Raw genomic sequence first — 21,681 nt, forward strand, 5'->3', positions numbered from 1 at the left:
GGGTTTCGAACTCGCCCCGGCCGGGACGGTCGCGGCGGCGCGGGCGGTGGATGCCGAGATGGCACCGGACGCCGGGACGCGCGGACGGGGTTGACGCATTCATCGTCAGTCTCCTGTTCCGGCCCCTGTCGATCCACTCGTGGCGGCCAATTCAGGCGGGATTCAGGCGTCCAGATGGCGCATCGCGGCGGCGGCGATCGACAGGCTCTTCTTGCGCGCTTCGGGATCGAAGATGGAGCTGGTCAGCATCACCTCTTCCACCCCGGTCCGCGCGATAAAGCTCTTCAACCCCGCGCGGATCGCCTCCGGACCGCCGATCGCGGTGCATTCAAGGACATGGTCAAGCATCGCCCGTGCCTGGGGCGGCAGACCTTCGCGATAGCCCGCCACCGGCGGCGGCAGTGGCACGCCGGTCCCGGTGGACCGCAGCGCGACGAACGCCTGCTGCATCGAACTGGCGAGCAATTTTGCTTCCGCATCATCATCCGCCGCGAACACGTTGAACCCGGCCATCGCATAGGGCTTGTCGAGTACCGCCGAGGGGCGGAACTGACGGCGATAGACATCCAGCGCCTCGTCGAGCGCGCTTGGCGCGAAGTGCGAGGCGAATGCATAGGGCAACCCCAGTGCCGCAGCGAGCTGGGCGCCATAGAGGCTCGACCCCAAAATCCACAGCTGCGGCTTCGCGCCCCCGCCCGGCACCGCGCGGATACCGGTCTGCCCGTCATCGGCGAAATAGCTTTGCAGCTCCATCACGTCGCGCGGGAACCCGTCCGGGCTGCTCTCCAGCGTCCGCCGCAGCGCCCGCGCCACGGTCATATCGCTCCCCGGCGCACGCCCCAGCCCCAGGTCGATCCGCCCCGGAAACAGCGCGTCGAGCGTGCCGAACTGTTCGGCGATCACCAAAGGCGCATGGTTGGGCAGCATGATCCCACCCGCGCCGACGCGGATCGTCGAGGTTGCCGCGCCGACATGCGCGATCACCACCGCCGTCGCCGCACTCGCGATCCCCGCCATGCCATGATGCTCCGCCACCCAGTAGCGAGAGTAACCCTCGGCTTCGGCATGGCGTGCGAGATCCGCGGCGCTGGCGAAGGACTGGCTTGCCGACCCGCCCTCAAGGATCGGGACGAGGTCGAGCAACGAATAAGCGGTCATACACGCCCAGATAGGTGCGCGAAGCTAGAACCCAAGGGTAAAGCGCATCGCGACGCCCAGATCGTCGGGCAACACGGCGAAATTGCCGGGGTCGCGGCGATAGAACAGGTTCGCGCTGACATCGCCGAACCGCAGCGTCCGGCCATAGGCGAATTCGACGTCGACCTCCCGCCCGGTGGGGGGCAAGGTTCAGCCGCTGCGCGCTCCATCCGTCGACCTGCTCGCCGTCATAGGTGTAGCTGCTGGGCAGCAGCAGATCGAGCCCGCCGGTGGCGACACGCAGCGGCTGTGTAATCCGCAACCCTGCGTGGTCCCACCGGTCGAATATCCCGCGCTTCACCAGATCGACCGAATAGGCGCTGGTACGCAGCAGCCCGCTCCCCTCCACCCCGCCGCGCAGACGGGCGTGGGTCCAGCCAAGCCGTGCGGTGCCACCGAGTTGCCAGCCACCACCCAGATCCCACTGCGCGCCGCCGTCGAGGAAGGTCGATCGCGCCCGCGCCGCACCCAGCGCGCCGCCGAAACGCGCACCCAGCACCGTGTCCGCTTCCACCAACAGGGTCGCCCCCGCCTGAAGCGTCACCGGACCCAGCGTCCGGTCGACCGCCAATGCCCATTGACCATAGCCTAGGCGACGCTCGCGCCCGAACCGGGCGAGCAGCGGCGCTTCATAGGATCGACTGATCGCCGCGCCGCTCTCCGCGCTTGCCGTCACGCCGAAACTGCCGACCATGTGGCGCAGCGCCACCGCGCCGTGCACGTCGCTCACAAATCCCGCACCGCCCGATTCCGGTGCCACGAGAAATGCCGGGCCGGAGCAGAATCGTGCCGCCGACGCGCGCGGCCAGCGCATTGCCGCGCTCCGACGCCCCGATCGCGAATGAGGTCCGCGCGCCCAGCCGGCCCGTGACGCTGCCGGCGATCGCGCGCGCGCGCTCCGCGTCGTGGCGACCGATCGACATCCGGTCGATCCGCGTCTCGCCCGGCCCCGGCACGATCGTGACCGCTACCGCCATGTCCTTGACCCCGACAGACAGACTGCGGTGGCGTGCGCGCAATGCACCGTCCAGCCGGCGGGCCGGACCGCTGCGCTGGATCGTGCGGGCAAGATCGAGCGCATAGGCGCGGTCGAATCCGTCGAGCACGATCGCGCCGAGGCTGGCGGTGGCGGCGTCACCCATTGCCGCCGACAGTGCCGCATTCGCGCCTTCCGACGCGGGCGCGCGCGATCCGGCAAGCGACAACGCCCCGATCGGCTGGAACGCACGGGTCAAATCCATCACCCCGCGCCCGTAGACCGCGTCCGGACCCGGCGCCCCCGCGTCGCGCGCCGAGGCATAGAGCAACGCGACGATCTCGGCTCCGGTCAGGTTCGGGAAGGCCGATGCGAGCAACGCGACAGCGCCCGAGATTTGCGGTGCGGAGAACGACGTCCCCGACCACAGAAAGGGCGTGTTGTTGTTGTCCGGAGCTCTGACCTGCTCCCCCACTGCCGACAGATAGAAGTTCGCGCTCGTCCCAGCGCGGTTCGAAAAGCTCGACATCTGGTCCGACGCGCCGACCGATCCGGCGATGATGACCAGCCCGCGCGAGATCGCGTCGTTGGTCGCAGGAGCAGTGAACGGATCGGGCTGCGCGGCACCGTCATTGCCCGAGCTGATCACGATGATCACCCCTGCCTGGGTCGCCCGGTTGATCGCCTGGTTCAAGGTGTTGGTGGCGCTTCCCCCGCCCAGCGAGATGTTGATCACCCGCGCGCCATTCTGTGTCGCGACGTCGATCGCGCTGGCGATGGCGGTGGTTGAAAAGCTGCAACCATCGTCGTCACCGCTGGTGGTCGAACAGCTTCCCGGCGTGTCCGCCCTCAGGGCGATCACCGTCGCCTCAAAGGCGACTCCGTGCGTGCCCGCGCCATTGCGTCGGCCCGCTGCGGTGAAAGCCACCGCCGTGCCATGACCGTCTTCGTCGTCGGCGCTCGGCGACCCTGCGGTCGAGCGTGACGCCGGATCGATCCGACCGCCAAATTCGGCGCTGTCGAGGTCGATTCCACTATCGATGATGCCGACCTTCACGCCCTGGCCCCGACCGCCGGCATTATAGGCGGCGAGCGCGTTCATCGAAACGGCACCGCCGGTCGCGCGATATTCGCTCGTATCGAAATTGGTGGCCGGCGGCGTCGGAGTAGGGGTTGGGCTGGGAGCGGGGCTCGGACTCGGACTCGGACTGGGCGTGGTCACCGGGGGAGCGGGGCTAGGTCCGCCGCCGCCGCTGCTGCACGCCGCCAGCCCCGACGCGACCGCAAGCAGCGGAACCACCGGTGTCGAGATCAAGAGGCTGAACCGGATACGAATCCCGATCGAACGCGCCATGTTACTCTCCCTGTCCTGACCGACAGAATGACCCCTTATAGTTCACAAGCCATTGTCGCGCGCGTCCAAGTTTCACCTCCTTGCGGGGCGTCCGAACCGAACCTACAGGCGGTCGGGCATGCACCCCGACCTCGCCCATATCGACGCCTGGTTGTTCGACCTGGACAACACGCTCTATCCGGGCAGCGCCGACCTGTTCCCGCAGATGAACGCGCGCATCGGTGCCTATGTCGCTCGGCTGCTGAACCTCGATCCCGAAACCGCGCACCGCGTGCAGAAGGACTATTTCATCAGCCACGGTACCACGCTCGCCGGGCTGATGGCCGACCACGGCATCGACCCCTATGAATATCTGGCCGATGTCCACGATATCGAGATGGACGTGCTCGAACATAACGCGCCGCTCGCCGCCGCGATTGCGAAGCTGCCGGGGCGCAAGCTGGTCTTCACCAATGCCGACGCGCCTTATGCCGAAAAAGTGCTCGACCGGCTCGGCATCCGCGAGCATTTCGAAGCGATCCACGACGTCCACGCCAGCAGCTACCACCCCAAACCGCACCCGCACGCCTATGCCAGCGTGTGCGAGGCGTACCGCATCGAGCCGAAGCGCGCATTGTTCGTCGAGGACATGGCGCGCAACCTCGCCCCGGCCAAGGCGATCGGGATGACCACCGTCTGGGTCGACAATGGCTCGGAACAGGCGCCGGACGCCGACCGCAGCTTCATCGATTTCATCACTCACGACATCTGCCACTGGCTCGAAACCATTCAGGAGCAATCATGACCGACCTCGCCGCCACGATCGACGCCGCCTGGGAAGACCGCGCCAACATCTCGCTCGCCACGACCGGCGCGGTGCGGGGAGGCGGTGGCCGAGGCGCTGAACCTGCTAGACAGCGGTGCCGCGCGCGTTGCCGAGCCGACGGCAAGCGGCTGGCAGGTCAATCAGTGGCTCAAGAAAGCCGTACTCCTGTCCTTCCGGCTCAACGACAATGCGGTCGACCATGGCGGCTTCGACAAGGTGCCGCTCAAGACCGCGGGCTGGGACGATGCCGCCTTCCGCGCCGCCGGCTTCCGTCAGGTGCCGGGCAGCGTCGTCCGCCACGGCGCGCATATCGGTCGCAACGTCGTGCTGATGCCCAGCTTCGTGAACATCGGCGCGTTCGTCGGTGAGGGCACGATGGTCGACACTTGGGCGACCGTCGGCAGCTGCGCGCAGATCGGCAAGAACGTCCACCTGTCGGGCGGCGTCGGCATCGGCGGCGTGCTCGAACCGCTTCAGGCCGACCCGGTCATCATCGGTGACGGCGCGTTCATCGGCGCGCGCGCCGAAGTGGCCGAGGGCGTGCGCGTCGGCGAGGGCGCGGTGCTGTCGATGGGCGTCTATCTCGGCGCGAGCACCAAGATCGTCGACCGCGCCACCGGCCACATCTATCGCGGCGAAGTGCCCCCCTATGCCGTCGTCGTCCCCGGCACCCTACCCGCCGAGGATGGCAAACCGGGCCTCTACTGCGCGGTCATCGTGAAGACCGTCGACGCCCAGACCCGCAGCAAGACCGGGATCAACGAACTGCTGCGGGATTGAGCGGCACGCGGGGCGCAGAAACGATTTTCCTACAAGGCATGCGATGCGCTAACCCGTATCGCATGCGACCAACCCCACCCCCCGCCCCGGCTGACACTGCCCGCACACACGCATTTTTTGTCAGCATTGTCGTCAGTTTCGTCGGAGGGGCGGCGGCATGACCGAGCCGATGACCTATGGGCGCTACCTTGCGCTCGACCAGCTGCTGACCGCGCAGCATCCGATCTCGGACGAGCATGACGAGCTGCTGTTCATCGTCATCCACCAGACCAAGGAACTCTGGCTCAAGCAGATGATCGCCGAGCTGGAGGTCGCGCTCGACCTCGTTCGCGGCGACCGACTGGTGGAAGCGTATAAGGGCCTCGCACGGGTCAGCCGGATCCAGGCCGTGATGACGCTGTCTTGGGAAATCCTCACCACGATGACGCCGAGCGATTACACCCGCTTTCGCGATGTCCTGGGGTCGAGCAGCGGGTTCCAGTCGGACCAGTTCCGCGCGGTCGAAACCTTGCTGGGGGTACGCGGCGGCGGGGTGCCGGGGCCGTTGACCGAACTATATGGCGCACAGCCGAGCTTGTGGGACGAAGCCAACGCCGCGCTCGCCCGTGCCGGGTTCGAGCTGCCAGAAGCGGCGCTTAGCCGGGACTGGGCCAAGCCCTATGAGGCCGATCCGCAAGTCGAAGCGGCATGGGCGAAGGTCTATCGTGAACCGGGCGCGAATTGGGAGCTGTACCAGCTCGCCGAAAAGCTGGTCGACATCGACGACGCGCTCGCCACCTGGCGGCACAAGCATGTGCTGACCGTCACCCGCGTCATCGGCATGAAGCCCGGCACCGGCGGCACGCCGGGCGCGTCCTATCTTCAGTCGACGCTGACCAAGCGCGCCTTTCCCGAACTCTGGTCGCTGCGGACGCTGCTGTGACCAGCTACAAACACCTCTTCCAGCGTTCGATTGCCGCCGCCCCCGATCGGCTGCACTTCGCCGCGCACAGCCACCACCTTTGGCCCGACGCCTCCTTCGTCGGCCATCAGGCCGCATGGCAGGACGCGGCGCGCCTCGCCGACCGCAAATGGGACCGGGTCATGGGCGAGATCTGGCCCGCAGCCCAGGCCCATGTCGCCGCCGAGTTGGCGCTACCCGACCCGGCGTCGGTGGTGTTCGCCGGAAACACGCACGACCTGATCCTGCGCATCGTCTCCGCCCGCGCCGAACGCCCGCTCCGCGTCCTCGCCAGCGACGGCGAATTCCACAGCTTTCGCCGCCAGTCGCAACGCTGGATCGAAAGCGGGCGGATCACCCTCAACACCGTCGAGCGCGGTCCCGATTTCGACGCGCGTTTCGTCGCGGCGGCCCACAGCGGCGACCACGACCTGATCTTCGTCAGCCAGGTGATGTTCGAAACCGGCGCGGTGTTCGACGCCATCGCCGATCTCGCCGCACTCGCTCGCCCCGATGGCCCATGGGTGGTGGTTGACGGCTATCACGGCTTCATGGCGATCGAGAACAACCTGTCGGCGGTCGCGGACCGCATCTTCTACGTCGCCGGGGGCTATAAATACGCCATGGCGGGCGAAGGCGTCGCCTTTCTCCACTGCCCGCCCAGCTTCGGCGCGCGGCCGGAGATTACGGGCTGGTATGCCGAATTCGCCGACCTCGAAGCCCCGCCGCCCGGGCAAATCGGCTATGCCGCCGATGCGATGCGATTCATGGGATCGACCTTCGACCCCAGCGGCCTCTACCGGCTGGTCGCCGTCCGCGACATGCTGCGCGAGGAAGGGCTGACCACCGCCGCGATTAACGCCCATGTCGCCCCGCTCCGCGAACAGCTTCTTGCCGGACTGAACGGCACCCCGCTCGCCGATGCAGAGCTGCTCAACCCCGGCACTGACCCGCGCGCGCGTTTTCTCGCCTTCCGCTCGCCGCGAGCCGCAGCATGGAAAGCCGCGCTGATGGAGCAGGATATCGTCACCGATGTGCGCGGCGATGTGCTGCGGATCGGCTTCGGCCTCTACCACGACGAGCGCGATGTCGACCGGCTAGTCGGCGCCCTGAACGATCTTGGAGACGCCTAGCCGAGGGATGTCGATCGCCGGACAGCGGTCCATCACCACCGTCAGCCCCGCCGCCTCGGCCCGCGCTGCCGCCTCGTCGTTGATGACGCCCAGCTGCATCCACACCGCCTTCGCCCCGACCGCAATCGCCTCATCCACCGCCTCGCCAGCCGCGATCGGGCGGCGGAAGATATCGACGATGTCGATCGGCTCGCCGATTTGCGCGAGCTCGCGAAACACGAACTCGCCATGAAGATGCTCACCGGTGATCTGCGGATTGACCGGAATGACGCGATAGCCATGCTCCTGCAGCATCGCCATCACCCGAAAGCTTGGCCGGTCGTGCCGGTCGCTCGCCCCGACCAGTGCGATGGTCCGCGCCCCTTCGAGCAGCGCCTTGATGTCGGCATCATCGGTCAGCGGCATGGCTCAGCCTTTCTGCGTCTCCAGCCAGGAAAGCACCTTCCCGGCCATCTCAGCAAACGCCGCGCCCTCGACCCCGTTCCCCGCAGCCGGCGGGGTGCCAGCGTCGGACGCGGTGCGAATCGCGATATCGAGCGGGATGCGCCCCAGAAACGGCACGCCCAGCCGTTCCGCCGCAGCCTCCGCCCCGCCCTTGCCGAACGGGTCCGATACCTCGCCGCAATGCGGACAGGCATAGCCCGCCATATTCTCGACGATCCCGATCACCGGGATGCCCGCCTTGGCGAACAGGTCGATCGCCCGGGTCGCGTCGATCAGCGCCAGATCCTGTGGGGTCGAGACGATCACCGCACCCGCTGGTCGATGCTTCTGGATCATCGTCAGCTGCACGTCGCCGGTGCCCGGAGGCAGATCGAGCACCAACGTGTCCGCCGCGCCCCAATTGGCATCGACCAGCTGGGTCAGCGCCCCCGCCGCCATCGGCCCGCGCCACGCGATTGCCTGCCCCTCCTCGACCAGCCCGCCCATCGACAGCATCGGCACGCCGAACGCGGTCGCGAGCGGCACCAGCTTCTTGTCGTGCGCGACCGGCTTGCGACCCTCGACCCCCATCAGCTTGGGCTGGGACGGGCCATAGATATCGGCATCGACCAGCCCCACCTTGCGCCCGGCACGTCCCAGCGCGATGGCGAGATTGGCCGAGACGGTGGATTTCCCCACCCCGCCCTTGCCGCTCGCCACCGCGATCAGGCGTCGACTGACGCGCTGCGCCGTGCGGGCGATTCGCACTTCGTCGATCCCCGGCACCATCGCAACGGCGCGCAGATCGGCCTCCAGCGCATCCTGCGCCGCGTCTGGCAGCCCGGTGACGTCGAGGATGATGCTGGCGCGTGCCCCCTCGACGCGCACCGTGGCGCGGCCAGCGGCGATGGGGGCGAGGAGGGCCTGAAGTTCGGTCTGATCGGTCATGCCGCGCGACATAGGACGGCTTTCGACTAGTGCCACTGTAAATCCGCCGCGCGGTCCCTATAAAGACCGGTATGGCGAGACTGAAAGGCTGGATCGCGCGCGCTGCCGGAGTCGGCGGAGTGCTGTGGAACGAGAACAAGGGCCCGTGGGGCGGTGGCAGCGGCGGGAGCGGCGACGACGACGGCAAGGGCGGCGATGCCGGCTCGGGCGGTAACGGCGGCGGGCCGCGCAATCCCTGGGCATTCCCGCCCGAGGGCAAGCGTGGCGGCAAGTCCAATGTCAGCAGCCTCGACGATTTCCTGAAGCGCGCGCGCAAGGGCGGCGGCGGAGGCGGGGGCCGTGGTGGCCTGCCCACCGGCATGCCCGGCCGGCCGGTCGTGCTGATCGCGATCGGGCTGCTCGTGCTCGCCTGGATCGCCTTTACCAGCGTCCATGTCATCACCCCGGAACAGCGCGGCGTGGTGAAGTTGCTCGGTCGCTACTCCCACACGATGGAGCCAGGCATTGCCATGACCCTGCCCGCACCCATCGCGACGGTCGACAAGGTCAATGTCCAGAAGATCACCAATGAGGATTTCCCGCAGGGCAGCGGCGAGAATCTGATGCTGACCCAGGATCAGAATATCGTCGACCTCGCCTATGCGGTCCGCTGGGACATCGCCAATCCGGAGGATTTCGTCTTCCAGATCGCCGAGCCCACGACGACCGTGCGTGCGACGGCGGAAAGCGCGATGCGTGCGGCGGTCGCCGGGGTCACGCTCAACGACGCGATCGGTCCGGGTCGCACGGTGATCGAGGCGCGGGTACAGCAGACGATGCAGACGATCCTCGACGAGTATAATTCCGGCGTCCGCGTTCGCGGCGTTTCGATCAAGAACGCCTCGGCCCCGGCTGCGGTGGATGAGGCATTCAAGCAGGTCACTGCCGCGCAGCAAGCCGCAGAAGGCGACCGCAACCAGGCACGCGCCTATGCCCAGCAGGTGCTCGCGGGCGCGCAGGGTGCCGCGACCGAGTTCGACAAGATTTACGAGCAGTACAAGCTCGCCCCCGAGGTTACCCGCCGTCGACTCTATTACGAGACGATGGAAGCGGTGCTGGCCAAGTCGAACAAGACCGTGATCGAGACGCGCGGCGTGACCCCCTATCTTCCGCTCCCGGCGGCGCGCGGCAATCCCGCACAGCCACAGGTTCAGCAAGGCCAGCAGGCGCAACCTGCCCAGCAAGCCCAGCAACAGGGAGGCGCACAGTGAACTCGATCCTCACCCGCCCCGTCCTGTTCGGGGGCTCGCCCTCGCGCTGCTCTTCGTGCTGCTCAACACCGTTTTCATCGTCGACGAGACCAAGCAGGCGGTGATCCTTCAGCTCGAGCAGCCGGTCCGCACGATCAACAAATATCAGCCAGGCGAGCAATTCGGTCGCAGCACTGGCGCCGGCATCAAGGTCAAGGTGCCGTTCGTTCAGCGCGTGGTTTGGGTCGACAAGCGCGTGCTCGACATCGAGCTGGAGAACCAGCCGGTGTTGTCGACCGATCAGCTGCGGCTGGAAGTCGATGCCTTTGCCCGCTTCCGCGTCGTCGATCCGCTGCGCATGGTGGTGACGGCAGGGACCGAGCGTCGCGTCGCCGACCAGCTCCAGCCGTTGTTCGGGTCCGCGCTGCGCGCCGAACTCGGCAAGCGCACCTTCGCGTCGCTGCTCAGCCCCGAGCGCACGGCGGTGATGGACAACATCCAGGCCGGCCTGCAGCGCTATGCCAGCCAATATGGCGTCGAGATCGTCGACGTCCGGATCAAGCAGGCCAACCTGCCCGAGGGTAGCCCGCTGCAATCCGCCCTCAACCGCATGGCGACCGCGCGCCAGCAGGAAGCGACGACGATCCGCGCCAACGGCCAGAAGGACGCGACGATCATCCGCGCCGAAGCCGATGCGAAAGCGGCGGAAATCTATGCGGCCGCGTTCAACAAGGATCCGCAATTCTACGATTTCTGGCGCGCGATGCAGTCCTATCGCACCACCTTTCTCGGCAATGGCCGTGATCCGATGGGCGAGACGTCGATCATTCTCTCGCCGGACAATGACTATCTGCGCGAATTCCGGGGCCAGGGCCGTTAGGCTCTGGTCACCACGTGTCAGGAACCAACCGGACCCCAACGGCTGTCGGTTCGTTCATATTCAATCGCCGTTCAGCTATCTCAGGCGAGTAATACACCGATGACCGAAACTTCGCCCGGCAAGGGCCGCAACTCCAAGGGCCAGATGACCAAAGGAACCACTCAAGTGCGCTATGCCTATGCGATCACCTCCGCGCTCCTGATCGGCGGCGCGAGCGCTGCGCTGGTGCTCCAGAACCCAGCCGGTGCCCAGACAGCACAGAATGAGCCGGGCGCAATTCAGGCATCGGCGCCGCGCGCCGAGCGCGCCGATGAGCTTTGCCGACATGGTGGCAAAGCTCCAGCCTGCGGTGGTGAACATCTCCACCACGCAGCGGGTGCAGGTCCAGGCCAATCCGTTCGCGGGCACGCCGTTCGGTGACCTGTTCGGCGGCCAGCAGGGCGGCGGCGGCCGACCGGTGACGCGTCAGGCCGAATCGCTCGGCTCGGGCTTCCTCATCTCGGCCGATGGCTATGTCGTCACCAACAACCATGTGATTTCGGCGGGCCAGCGCGGCGCAGTGGTCGAAACGATCAAGGTGACGCTGGCCGATCGCCGCGAATATACCGCCAAGCTGATCGGCCGCGATCCCGCCACCGATCTCGCCGTGCTCAAGATCGAGGGCGCGAACCTGCCCTTCGTCCGTCTCGGCGATTCGAACCAGTCGCGCGTCGGCGACTGGGTGATCGCGATCGGCAACCCCTATGGGCTGGGCGGTTCGGTGACTGCGGGCATCATCTCGGCGCTGCATCGCGCGACCGGCCAGGGCGGCCCGCTCGACCGCTTCATCCAGACGGACGCGTCGATCAACCGCGGCAATTCCGGCGGTCCGCTGTTCGACCTCAGCGGCAACGTCATCGGGATCAATTCGCAGATCCTGTCGCCGACCGGCGGCAATGTCGGCATCGGTTTCGCAATCCCCTCGTCAGAGGCAAAGGCGATTATCGAAACGCTGATGAAGGGCAGCAGCGTCGAGCGCGGCTATCTCGGCGTCGGCATCCAGCCGCTGACCGACGATCTCGCCAAGTCATTCGGCGTGCCCAAGGGCAAGGGCGAGCTGATCAGCCGGGTCGAACCGGGCGAGGCTGCGGCCAAGGCCGGGATCAAGCAGGGCGACATTATCGTCAAGATCGACGGGAAGGACGTCACCCCCGACCAGACCCTGTCCTACCTCGCCGCGCGCGTTGCGCCGGGCACGCGCATCCCGGTCGAACTGATCCGCGACGGCAAGCCGATGACGGTGCAGGTGACCGTCGGCAAGCGCCCGCCCGAGGAGCAGATCGGTGGCTTCGATCCGGATGCCGATGAAGGCGCGCCCGGTGGCGACGACGCAACCCAGGCCGGCCCCGCTTCGCTCGGCGTCAGCGTGACCGCGCTGACCCCGCAGATTGCGCGCACCATTGGCGTCGATCCGGCAACCAAGGGCGTCGTCATCGTCGGAGTCGACCCGGCGAGCGACGCCGCACAGAAGCAGCTGACACGCGGCCTCGTCATCACCTCTGTTAACCGTCAACCGATCGAGACGCCGGCGGACTTCGCCCGCCTGGTCAACGCGGCCAAGGCATCGGGCGCGGACTCGGTCGTGCTCTACATCATGGCGCGCGGCGGCGTCGGCACCTATCGCGCGGTCGCATTCGCCCGCTGATAGGGGCTGGCCTCGGCACGCATTCTCCCTAATGCTGCGCTTCTGATCATCGGGAGCGCAGCATGTCGGACGAGAGCGATCTGTTCATTGGTCTGGGCGGGGGCGAACGTCAGGCGCTGGTCCTCAAGCGCGCCAACCGGCATGGCCTTGTCGCGGGCGCGACCGGCACCGGCAAGACGGTCACGCTTCAGGGCCTCGCCGAAAGCTTCAGCCGCGCAGGCGTTCCGGTGTTTGCCGCGGATGTAAAGGGCGATCTTTCGGGTATGGCGATGGCCGGATCGCCGACCGCGAAGACCCACGAGCCGTTCACCAAGCGCGCCGTGGAAATCGGCTATACCGACTGGCAATATGCCGCAGCGCCAGTGCAATTCTGGGATCTGTTCGGCGAGCAGGGGCACCCCGTCCGCACCACGGTCTCCGAAATGGGGCCGCTGCTGCTCGGGCGGCTGCTCGGGCTCAACGACACGCAGGAAGGCGTGCTCGCCATCGCTTTTCAGGTCGCGGACGATGACGAGTTGTTGTTGCTCGACCTCGACGACCTTCAGGCAATGCTCGCCGCATGCAGCGAGCGGGCGGATGAACTGAGCGCGCGCTACGGCAATGTCGCCAAAACCAGCGTCGGCGCGATCCAGCGGCAATTACTCCAGCTGCGCAGCCAGGGCGGCGAACATTTCTTCGGCGAACCGGCACTGTCGATTCAGGATTTCATCAAGACCGACGACAATGGCCATGGCGTGGTCAACATCCTCGCCGCCGACAAGCTGATGGCCTCGCCCCGGCTCTACGCCACCTTCCTGCTGTGGCTGCTGTCCGAGCTGTTCGAATCGCTCCCCGAGGTCGGCGATCCCGACAAGCCCAAGCTCGTCTTCTTCTTCGACGAGGCGCACCTGCTGTTCGAGGAGGCACCAAAGGCGCTGCTCGACAAGGTCGAACAGGTCGTTCGCCTGATCCGGTCGAAGGGCGTCGGCGTCTATTTCGTGACCCAGAACCCGATCGACATCCCCGAGGACGTCGCCGGCCAGCTCGGCAACCGCGTCCAGCACGCGCTGCGCGCCTTCACCCCGCGCGAGCAGAAGGCGATTCGGGCCGCCGCTGAAACCTTCCGCGCCAACCCCGACCTCAATGTCGAAACCGCGATCACCGAACTCAAGGTCGGTGAGGCGCTGGTGTCGGTGCTGATGGCCGACGGCGCGCCCTCTCCGGTCCAGCGAACGCTGATCAAGCCGCCACGCGGTCGCGTCGGGCCGGTCACGCCGGAGGAGCGCAAGATCCTGATCGAGACCGATCTGGTCGGCGCGAAATATGACGCACTGGTCGACCGCGAGTCCGCCGAAGAACTGCTGACCGCCAAGGCGACCGAAGCCTCCGCCGCCGCTGCCGAAGCCAAGGCGCAGGACGCGGCCGAAAAGGCTGCGCTCGCCCAAGCCAAGGAAGAGGCACGCGCCGCCAAGGAAGCGGAGCGCCAGCGCCTCGCTGCACAGCGCGAAGCCGACCGTCAGTCGCGGCTGGAGGAAGCGGCGAAACGCAAGGCCGAGCGCGAGGCCGCGAACAATCCATGGAATCGCGCAGTCAAATCCGCGACCCAGTCCGCCTCGACTGCCGCCGGTCGCGCAGTCGCGGGCGAGGTATCAAAGGCGATCTTCGGCAAGAAATCCGGCGTCGGCGCCAGCGTCGTCGGCGGGATCGTGCGCGGGATTCTCGGCGGCTTGTTCAAGGGGCGGTGAACCCGCCCCCTACATCACCGCCAGCAACGACTTGATCGACACGAAGGCGAAGGCAACCGAGCTGTCGGCGACACCATAGGGGATGAAGATAGAATCCCCATGGCGGAGCGCGCCGCACGAATAGACGACATTGGGAACATAGCCCTCGCGGTCCTCGCTCGCCGCCGCCAGGATCGGCTCGCTGGTGCGACCGATGACCTTCGACGGATCATCCTTGTCGAGCAACGCCGCGCCGATCGAATATTTGCGCATCGCCCCGACCCCATGGGTCAGCATCAGCCAGCCCTCGTCCAGCTCGATCGGCGGGCCGCAATTGCCCATCTGAACCAGTTCCCACGGGAATTTGGGGGTGATCAGCTTCACCCCTTCGTCCCAATGGGTCAGGCGATCGGATTCGATCAGGAAGATATTTTCCCCATCCTGTCGCCCGATCATCATGTACTTGCCGCCGACCTTGCGGGGGAACAGACCCATGCCCTTGTTGCGCGCGGCGCTGCCGGTCATCGGGACCAGATCGAACTCGCGCCAGTCGCGGGTGCGCAGCATCTCCGACTGGATCTGCGACCCGTTATAGGCGGTGTAGGTCCCCAGCCACTCGTCGCTTCCGTCGTCATGGGTGAAGCGCGTCAGGCGCATATCTTCCAGCCCGTTGGACTGGGCGCGGGTGATCGGGAACAGCAGCGTCCCCGACAGCGTCGAATCGCGGTGGCGATAGACCTTGACCGGCCCCTCCGGCGCGCGCTCCTCCGCCTCATGGGCGTCGGCAGAGGTCGCGAAGGGCGGTTCGGGCGCGAGCGTCAGCTCGTTCTTGTCGGTGATAATCCCCTCGCGAAACGCGACCGAGGAGATATGCCCCTCCCCCACCGCACGCAGGCTCATCAGGATGCGCAGGCTGCCCCTGGGCATTCCCGACTGGTCGTAATGTGGCACCGCGCTCGGGTTCATCAGCGCGGCGGCGGCATAGCTGTACTCGTGGCAGAAATAGGCACCGATCAGCTGGCGTTTCTCGTCGCCAATGCTCGCGCCGTCGAGGCCCAACTGTACCTCGATCTCGTCATAGCGGGTCATGAACACGCGCCGCGTCTGCCAGTGGCGCGCCTCGAAATCCTTGAGCACTGTCTCGAGCTGCGCGCGCGCCTCGCCCGGCGACATGTCGAGCACCGCACGCACCAGCCGCTCGGTCCGCGACGGCGCGCCATTGGTCGACTGCCAGCCGATGTGAAACGGACGCACCACCACCCGCGAGGGGTCGGCGTGAAGCCGCAGCGGATGATGATACAGGTCGAGCATGCGTCCCCCCGGACTCTTCAGCGCGGTCGCCATGACTAAGCGACGGCTTTTCCCGGGTCTGCCACGAATTGCGCGCGACGCGAAAGGGCGGAAATGGCGCAATTCGCCAGTTGGAGTGCCAGGATCGATTCGGCACCTTGGTTGCGGTTGAGCCCGTGCGGGGTCAGCCCATCGAAACAGCCGCCATCCGCAGCGCTGGCGAGCGGCAGGTCGAGGTCGTTCTGACCGAGATACCAGCGATAGGCGCGATGCGCCTCATCCACCCAGCGCGCTTCACCCTTCGCGTCGAACGCAGCGGCGCAGGCATCGATCGTCGCCTGTGCCTCCAGCGGCTGCTGGTCGAATGGCATCGGATCGGCATAGGCGCGCCCGAAGCTCTCCGTGCCAACCGCGCGGAAGCGCCCTCGGGCGAGGTCTGCTGCCCGACGATCCAGCTCAGCGTCGACAGGCCGCACGCAACGAAATCGGGTCGGTCGAGCGCGCGTCCGGCACGGATCAGCGCCTCAGGGAGTCGGGCATTGTCATAGGCGAGGACGATCTCGAACCATTCCCATTCGGGCCGGCGCGCGGCGTCGAGCAGGCTGACCAGCTCTTCGCCAAAGCGTTCGAGCAGCGTCCGCGACAATGCATGCCCCGGATGCGCGTCAAGCATCGCGGCGGCACCCAGCATCGCAAAGGCGCGGGCGCGCGGGCTGCCGAAATCGAACGCGATCGACGCGGTCTGGTCGAACAGCACCCGCGCCCAGTCGCGATATTTGACGTCGCGCGCCTCAGCAGCGGTGACGCCAAGCGCCCACAGCGTGCGACCGTTCGAATCCTCCGATCCCTCGTCCTCGCACCAGCTGCGGTCGAATCGCATGAAATTGCGGAAGCGGCGTGCATCGGGGTTCCACGCAAATTGCACGAACGCGGCATAGATGCTGGTCCAGCGGTCGCGCTCGCTCGCGTCGATCGGGTCGATGCGATGCATCAGGATCAGCGCGCGGGCATTGTCGTCGATGCAGTAGCCGTGACGCCGGTCGGGCACGGCATAGATCGAATGCTGGAGCATCCCCGTCGCATCGCTCATCCGCTCGACCGCGCGGAAATCGCCCGCCAGCACGGTCGCGCGCGACGTCGGATTCACCACAAGGCGCGGCGGGCGCGTGTCTCGCACCGCATCGATCAGGGTCGCTACTGCCTCCGCGATCCGCGGCCAGATCATCGTCCGCCCGCGCGCATAGGCGCGGCGCGCCATTTCCGCGCGCGCATCGCCGTCGTCGAGCAGTGCACCGATCGCTTCCGCGAACGCGCTGCTGTCGCCGAACGGGACCAGCACACCATGATTGTCGGCGAGGATCTCTGTGGCATGGACATAGGGGGTCGACACCACCGGCTTGCCCATCGCCACGGCATAGGACAGCGTCCCCGACGTGATCTGCGCCGGGTTGGGATAGGGCGTCGCGTAAATGTCCGCCGCCTGAAGATAATCGAGCAGTTCGTCCTGGTCGACAAAGGCGTTGACGAAGGCGATGTGCCGTTCGACCCCCAATTGCGCGGCCAGCGCATGGAGCCGGTCGCGATACGCCTCGCCCTCATGCGCCACCAGATTGGGGTGGGTCGCGCCGAGAATCACATAGAGCGCGTCAGGATGCTTCGCCGCGACTTGCGGGAGCGCCTCGATCACCGTCTCGATCCCCTTGCTGGGGGCGAGCAGGCCGAACGTCAGGATGACCTGGCGCCCGTCCCAGCCGAAGCGGCTCTTCATTGAATCGGGATCGACATAAGCGCGGTCTGGCACCCCGTGGGGGATCACCACGACTTTGCGCGGATCGACGCCATGCGCGCGGCGAAGAATGTCGCGCCCCTTCTCCGCCATCACGATCACGCGCGCGGCGCGACGCAGCAGCGCTTCCATCACCCGGCGCTCGTCGGAATTGGGCGCTTCGAGCACCGTGTGCAGCGTCGCGATAACAGGAAGGCCGGTGCGGTCGAGCAGCGCGATCAGATGCTCGCCCGCCGATCCGCCATAGATGCCATATTCATGCTGGACCCAGATCGCCTGCGCGCCCGAGGCATCGATGGCGCGCGCAGCGTCGAGATAGGCGGCACGGTCGTCCTGCGGGATCGTCGCAGTGACGGCGGGTGGGAAGGCATAGGCCCCGGGCCTGTCGTCCATTGCGTAGACATCGACCCGCATATCCGGGAAGCGCGTACGCAGCGCCTGGTAACAATCCGTCGTGAAGGTCGCGAGCCCGCACTTGCGGGGCAGGAAATTGCCGACCAGCGCAATATGATCGACCCGATCAGGCAACGGCGACGTTCGCGTCATCCCGACATCCTTCGCAACAGCAACATGGGTTAGCCCGAATGCCGGGCAAGCAATCTCCAAACGTTATCGTGACATTATGGTTGCAACCATGCTGCGATGCAACATCGTTGAATCGGTCGAAATCACCCGCGCGCGCGGTAGCCCGGGACGTCCTGTGCCGGGATCCACACGCCCTTGGGCGGCTCCCCCGATTGCCAGAAGACATCGATCGGAATGCCCCCGCGCGGATACCAGTATCCGCCGATGCGCAGCCATTTGGGCTGCATCTCGTCGAACAATCGCTGGCCGATGCCGACGGTGCAATCCTCATGGAACGCGCCATGATTTCGGAAGCTGCCGAGGAACAGCTTGAGCGACTTGGATTCGACGATCGTCTCGCCCGGCACATAATCGATCACCAAATGCGCGAAATCAGGCGCGGCGGTGATCGGGCAGAGCGAGGTGAATTCGGGCGCGGCGAAGCGGATCAGATAATCGGTGCCGGGTCGCGGATTGGGGACGTAATCGAGCACCGCCTCTTTGGGGGAAGCGGGAAGCGCGCTGGTTTGGCCGAGATGCTTTGGAGTCATGTCGGCCATTTAGGCGTTCGTGCGCGATTCGGAAACTCGACGCGGCACCCTGCGCGGATTAGGGTGAAACGATGGACGCGCTGGTAACCCCGCAATGGCTGGAGGACGCGCTCGGCGCGGCCGACCTCAGGATCCTCGACGCGACATGGTTCCTGCCCGATGCGGGACGCAACGCGCGCGCGGAGTTTGAGACGGGGCATATCCCCGGCGCGGCGTTCTTCGACATCAACGCGATTGCGGACAGCACCAGCCCCCCTCCCGACGATGCTCCCAAACGCCGGACAGTTCGCAACGCAGCTGGGCGCACTGGGCGTCGGAACGGGCGACCGGATCGTGCTGTACGACAATGCCCCCCACCATACCGCGACGCGCGCCTGGTGGATGCTGCGTGCGTTCGGGATCGAGGCGGCTTTGCTCGACGGCGGCTTTGCCCGCTGGGTGAAGGAAGAGCGTCCGGTCGAGACCGGCGCCGCCAACCCGGCCCCGGCAACACTTGCGGTCACCCCCGATCCGGCGCGGGTCCGCACGCGCGATCAGGTGCTGGCCAATATCGTCAGCCATGCCGAGCAACTGGTCGATGCCCGCTCTGCCGCCCGCTTCACCGGCGAAGAGAAGGAAACCCGGCCCGGCTTGGCCAGCGGCCATATTCCGGGCAGCGCCAACATCCCCTATTCATCCTTCTTCAACCCCGACGGGACGTGGAAGCACCCGACCAGCCTGAGGTTGGCGTTCGAGGATGAGGGGGTCGAGGTCGAGCGACCGGTGATCGCCACCTGCGGATCGGGGATCAGCGCGGCGGTGATCGTGTTCGCGCTCCATTTGCTCGGCCATCCCGCCGCGCTCTATGACGGCAGCTGGGTCGAATGGGGTGCGCATCCCGACACGCCCAAGGCGACGGGCGCGGCATGAACAATGGCGAGGGCAAGGGCGACGGGACGAAGGTCGTCGGCGCGGGACGGCGGCCCGAATGGACCCAGGGCATCGTCAACCCCCGGTGTGGCGCGCGTCGACCATCCTCTACGACAATGTCGCGCAGCTGCGCGCGGCGGCGGGGCGCGACACCCACCACCGGCTGTTCTACGGCCGCCGCGGCACCCCGACGCAGTGGAGCCTCGCCGAAGCGCTGACGGAACTGGAGCCGGGGGCGGAGGCCACGTTCCTCTACCCTTCCGGTGTCGCCGCCGTCTCCGCCGCGCTGCTCAGCGTGCTGTCGCCCGGCGACGAGCTGCTGCTGGCGGACAGCGTCTATGACCCGACGCGCAGCTTCGCGACCGGCTTCCTGACGCGGTTCGGCGTGACCACACGCTATTACGACCCGATGATCGGCGGCGGCATCGCCGACCTCATCGGCGACAACACCCGCGCGATCTTCATGGAAAGCCCGGGCAGCCTGACCTTTGAGGTACAGGACGTCCCCGCCATCGTCGCTGCCGCCAAGGCGCACGACGTGACGACGATCATCGACAATACCTGGGCGACACCCTTGCTGTTCCCGGTGATGGCGCTGGGCGTCGACCTGTCGATCCTCGCCTGCACCAAGTATGTCGTCGGCCATAGCGACGTGATGCTGGGCAGCGTCACCGCCGCGCCGTCGCACTGGGCAAAGCTGCGCGACACCAGCTTCGCGCTGGGCCAGACCGCGAGCCCCGACGATGCCTGGCTGGGCTCGCGCGGCCTGCGCACCATGGCGGTGCGGCTCAAGCATCATGGCGCAGTGGCGCTGGAGATCGCGCGCTGGCTGGAGACGCGGCCCGAGGTGGCGCAGGTGCTGCACCCAGCCCTCCCCTCCTGCCCCGGCCACGACCGGTTCGTCCGCGACTTCAAGGGGTCGGCGGGACTGTTCAGCTTCGTTCTCAAGGGCGGGACCGAGGCGTCGCGCGCCGCGCTGATCGACGGGTTGGAGCTGTTCGGCATCGGCTATAGCTGGGGCGGATTCGAGAGCCTGGCCATCCCGATCGACCCGCAGCGCCACCGCAGCGCGACAAAGTGGGAGGCAGCGGGGCTGGCGGTGCGATTGCAGATCGGACTGGAGGATTCCGCCGACTTGATCGCCGACCTTGCCGCCGGGCTCGACCGGTTCCGGGCGACGACGTGATTCCGCCCGCGCTTGCCCGCTGGCTCGCCGACAGCGGATTCGGTGCGCCGAGCACAGCAGAGCTGATCGAAGCCGCGATCGCTGGCGGCATCGCCATTGCCGTGCTCACCGCCGGCTGGCTGGCCGGACGCCGGCTGGGTCCACCTATTGCGACATTATGGCAGGCGCGCGTGGGCAATCATGTCGAGGGGCTGGCGCACCGGATGAATGCGCTGGTCCGTCACGGCAGCGCGGCATTATTGCTCGCCATCGTGCTCAATTCCTGGACCTGGACACGTCTGGCGGAGGCAGGGCTGGGCTTCGCCCTCGCATCGGCCAGCGCGATGACGGTGCTGGTATTCATGCGTGGGCTGCACATGCCGCGATGGAGCGCTTGGGCGGTCGCAACGACCATGTTCGCCGCGATCCTGAGCCATGCGATCGGCGGGTTCAACGTCATCACCGACACGCTCGACCGGATCGGCATGGATGTCGGGACGCGGCGAATCTCGCTGCTCGCGGTGGTGACGATCCTGATTACCGCCATCGCGCTCTACGCCGCCGCGCGCCTCGCCAACCGCGTCATCGCGCATTCGATCGGCCAGGCGCGGGGCTTCGACGCGACCCAGAAACTGCTGGTGCAGAAGCTGGCCAGCATTGCGGTGATCGTCGTTGTCTTCCTGCTGGGCATAGACCTGCTCGGGATCGACCTGACCAGCTTCGCGGTCTTCTCCGGCGCGATGGGCCTCGCGGTCGGCTTCGGCCTGCAGAAGACCGTCGGCAACCTGATCGCAGGGATCATCCTGCTGATGGACCGGTCGATCAAGCCGGGCGATGTCATCGTGGTCGGCGACAGTTTCGGCTGGGTCAACAAGATCGGCGTGCGCGCGGTGAGCGTCATCACCCGCGACGGCAAGGAACATCTGATTCCGAACGAGAATCTGATGACGCAGGAGGTGGAGAACTGGTCCTTCTCCGACCGCAATGTCCGTGTCCGCATTCCGGTCGGCATCGCCTATGAGTCCGACGTCAAGCTGGCGCAGAAGCTGATGCTCGATGCCGCCCTGGAAAGCCCGCGCGTGCTCGACACCCCCCGCCCCAATGTCTGGCTCACCTCGTTCGGCGACTATGCGCTGGAGCATGAGATCCTCGCCTGGATCAGCGATCCCGAGGGCGGCGTCGGCAATGTGAAGTCGGACGTGCTCAACCGGCTATGGGTCAAGTTTCAGGAACACGGCATCGAAATCCCCTTCCCGCAGCAAGTGCTTCACTTCCGCAGCAGCAAGGGCGACCGCATCGGCAGCGTCGCGGGCGTGCGCAGTGAAGCGCCGCTTGGCGGAAACGAGGACGCTCCCTAGATCGGA

General features: G+C 66.8%; 15 protein-coding genes and 4 pseudogenes. 11 read left to right on the plus strand and 8 right to left on the minus strand.

The annotated features are described in order from the left end of the window. Positions 1 to 162 precede the first annotated feature (162 nt). From LRS12_RS02920 to LRS12_RS02930, 3 genes are read right to left on the minus strand one after another with little or no spacing between them, the layout of a single operon-like run. Complete coding sequence (locus tag LRS12_RS02920; protein ID WP_257843240.1) at positions 163 to 1,158, minus strand: LLM class flavin-dependent oxidoreductase; 996 nt, start codon at positions 1,156 to 1,158, stop codon at positions 163 to 165. Beyond that, positions 1,118 to 1,927, minus strand: coding sequence for a hypothetical protein (locus LRS12_RS02925; protein ID WP_257843241.1), 810 nt, complete (start codon positions 1,925 to 1,927; stop codon positions 1,118 to 1,120). Before LRS12_RS02925 ends, LRS12_RS02920 begins: the two co-directional genes overlap by 41 nt. Beyond that, entirely contained in the window at positions 1,827 to 3,527 is a 1,701-nt protein-coding gene (locus LRS12_RS02930; protein WP_257843242.1) for a S8 family peptidase, read from the minus strand. Before LRS12_RS02930 ends, LRS12_RS02925 begins: the two co-directional genes overlap by 101 nt. Positions 3,528 to 3,645: 118 nt before the next feature. Here LRS12_RS02930 and LRS12_RS02935 point away from each other — a divergent pair, with 118 nt between their 5' ends. The 4 genes and pseudogenes from LRS12_RS02935 (at position 3,646) to LRS12_RS02950 (ending at position 7,185) form a co-directional block, all read left to right on the plus strand. Further along, a complete protein-coding gene (locus LRS12_RS02935; protein WP_257843243.1) occupies positions 3,646 to 4,311 on the plus strand; it encodes a pyrimidine 5'-nucleotidase in 666 nt (221 codons plus the stop codon). Next, positions 4,308 to 5,112 (plus strand): annotated as a pseudogene (gene dapD / locus LRS12_RS02940) (2,3,4,5-tetrahydropyridine-2,6-dicarboxylate N-succinyltransferase). Before LRS12_RS02935 ends, dapD begins: the two are co-directional and overlap by 4 nt. A 157-nt stretch (positions 5,113 to 5,269) precedes the next feature. Then, positions 5,270 to 6,034 (plus strand): tryptophan 2,3-dioxygenase, encoded by a 765-nt coding sequence (locus tag LRS12_RS02945; RefSeq protein WP_257843244.1) that lies wholly within the window; start codon positions 5,270 to 5,272, stop codon positions 6,032 to 6,034. Next, on the plus strand, positions 6,031 to 7,185 hold the full coding sequence (locus tag LRS12_RS02950) for an aminotransferase class V-fold PLP-dependent enzyme (protein ID WP_257843245.1): 1,155 nt from the start codon (positions 6,031 to 6,033) through the stop codon (positions 7,183 to 7,185). The genes LRS12_RS02945 and LRS12_RS02950 overlap by 4 nt, the downstream gene beginning before the upstream one ends. Here LRS12_RS02950 and LRS12_RS02955 read toward each other — a convergent pair. Together LRS12_RS02955 and LRS12_RS02960 are read right to left on the minus strand one after the other, a co-directional pair. Beyond that, entirely contained in the window at positions 7,150 to 7,590 is a 441-nt protein-coding gene (locus LRS12_RS02955) for a CoA-binding protein (protein ID WP_257843247.1), read from the minus strand. The genes LRS12_RS02950 and LRS12_RS02955 overlap by 36 nt on opposite strands. A 3-nt stretch (positions 7,591 to 7,593) precedes the next feature. After that, a complete protein-coding gene (locus tag LRS12_RS02960) occupies positions 7,594 to 8,556 on the minus strand; it encodes an Mrp/NBP35 family ATP-binding protein (protein WP_257843248.1) in 963 nt (320 codons plus the stop codon). Between the two features lie 71 nt (positions 8,557 to 8,627). On the opposite strand from LRS12_RS02960, the gene hflK reads away from it, so the two are divergent. From hflK to LRS12_RS02980, 4 genes and pseudogenes are all read left to right on the plus strand, one after another. After that, a complete protein-coding gene (gene hflK / locus LRS12_RS02965) occupies positions 8,628 to 9,806 on the plus strand; it encodes a protease modulator HflK (RefSeq protein WP_257843249.1) in 1,179 nt (392 codons plus the stop codon). Between the two features lie 55 nt (positions 9,807 to 9,861). Further along, positions 9,862 to 10,665: a protease modulator HflC gene (gene hflC, locus LRS12_RS02970; RefSeq protein ID WP_257843250.1), complete on the plus strand. Its 804-nt coding sequence runs from the start codon at positions 9,862 to 9,864 to the stop codon at positions 10,663 to 10,665. Positions 10,666 to 10,830: 165 nt separating this feature from the next. Continuing rightward, positions 10,831 to 12,349 (plus strand): annotated as a pseudogene (locus LRS12_RS02975) (Do family serine endopeptidase). A 62-nt stretch (positions 12,350 to 12,411) separates the two neighbouring features. Then, on the plus strand, positions 12,412 to 14,073 hold the full coding sequence (locus LRS12_RS02980; protein ID WP_257843251.1) for a DUF853 domain-containing protein: 1,662 nt from the start codon (positions 12,412 to 12,414) through the stop codon (positions 14,071 to 14,073). Positions 14,074 to 14,082: 9 nt separating this feature from the next. Here LRS12_RS02980 and LRS12_RS02985 read toward each other — a convergent pair whose 3' ends face one another. The 3 genes and pseudogenes from LRS12_RS02985 to queF form a co-directional block, all read right to left on the minus strand. After that, the gene (locus LRS12_RS02985; RefSeq protein WP_257843252.1) at positions 14,083 to 15,363 is read right to left on the minus strand and encodes a glycoside hydrolase family 130 protein; all 1,281 of its coding nucleotides are present in this window, start codon (positions 15,361 to 15,363) and stop codon (positions 14,083 to 14,085) included. Between the two features lie 35 nt (positions 15,364 to 15,398). Further along, positions 15,399 to 17,674: pseudogene (locus LRS12_RS02990) on the minus strand (glycosyltransferase). A 122-nt stretch (positions 17,675 to 17,796) separates the two neighbouring features. Next, positions 17,797 to 18,243: a preQ(1) synthase gene (gene queF / locus LRS12_RS02995; RefSeq protein WP_374581232.1), complete on the minus strand. Its 447-nt coding sequence runs from the start codon at positions 18,241 to 18,243 to the stop codon at positions 17,797 to 17,799. A gap of 264 nt (positions 18,244 to 18,507) precedes the next feature. Here queF and LRS12_RS03000 point away from each other — a divergent pair, with 264 nt between their 5' ends. The 3 genes and pseudogenes from LRS12_RS03000 to LRS12_RS03010 all read left to right on the plus strand — a co-directional run bounded on the left by LRS12_RS03000 (position 18,508) and on the right by LRS12_RS03010 (position 21,675). Then, the gene (locus LRS12_RS03000; protein WP_308222962.1) at positions 18,508 to 19,152 is read left to right on the plus strand and encodes a sulfurtransferase; all 645 of its coding nucleotides are present in this window, start codon (positions 18,508 to 18,510) and stop codon (positions 19,150 to 19,152) included. Beyond that, a pseudogene (metC, locus tag LRS12_RS03005) lies at positions 19,149 to 20,338 on the plus strand (cystathionine beta-lyase). Before LRS12_RS03000 ends, metC begins: the two are co-directional and overlap by 4 nt. Beyond that, positions 20,335 to 21,675: a mechanosensitive ion channel family protein gene (locus tag LRS12_RS03010; protein ID WP_257843254.1), complete on the plus strand. Its 1,341-nt coding sequence runs from the start codon at positions 20,335 to 20,337 to the stop codon at positions 21,673 to 21,675. The pseudogene metC and the gene LRS12_RS03010 overlap by 4 nt, the downstream one beginning before the upstream one ends. Positions 21,676 to 21,681 lie beyond the last annotated feature (6 nt).

Origin of the sequence: Sphingomonas sp. J344, assembly GCF_024700005.1 — a bacterium.
Classification (GTDB): domain Bacteria; phylum Pseudomonadota; class Alphaproteobacteria; order Sphingomonadales; family Sphingomonadaceae; genus Sphingomonas.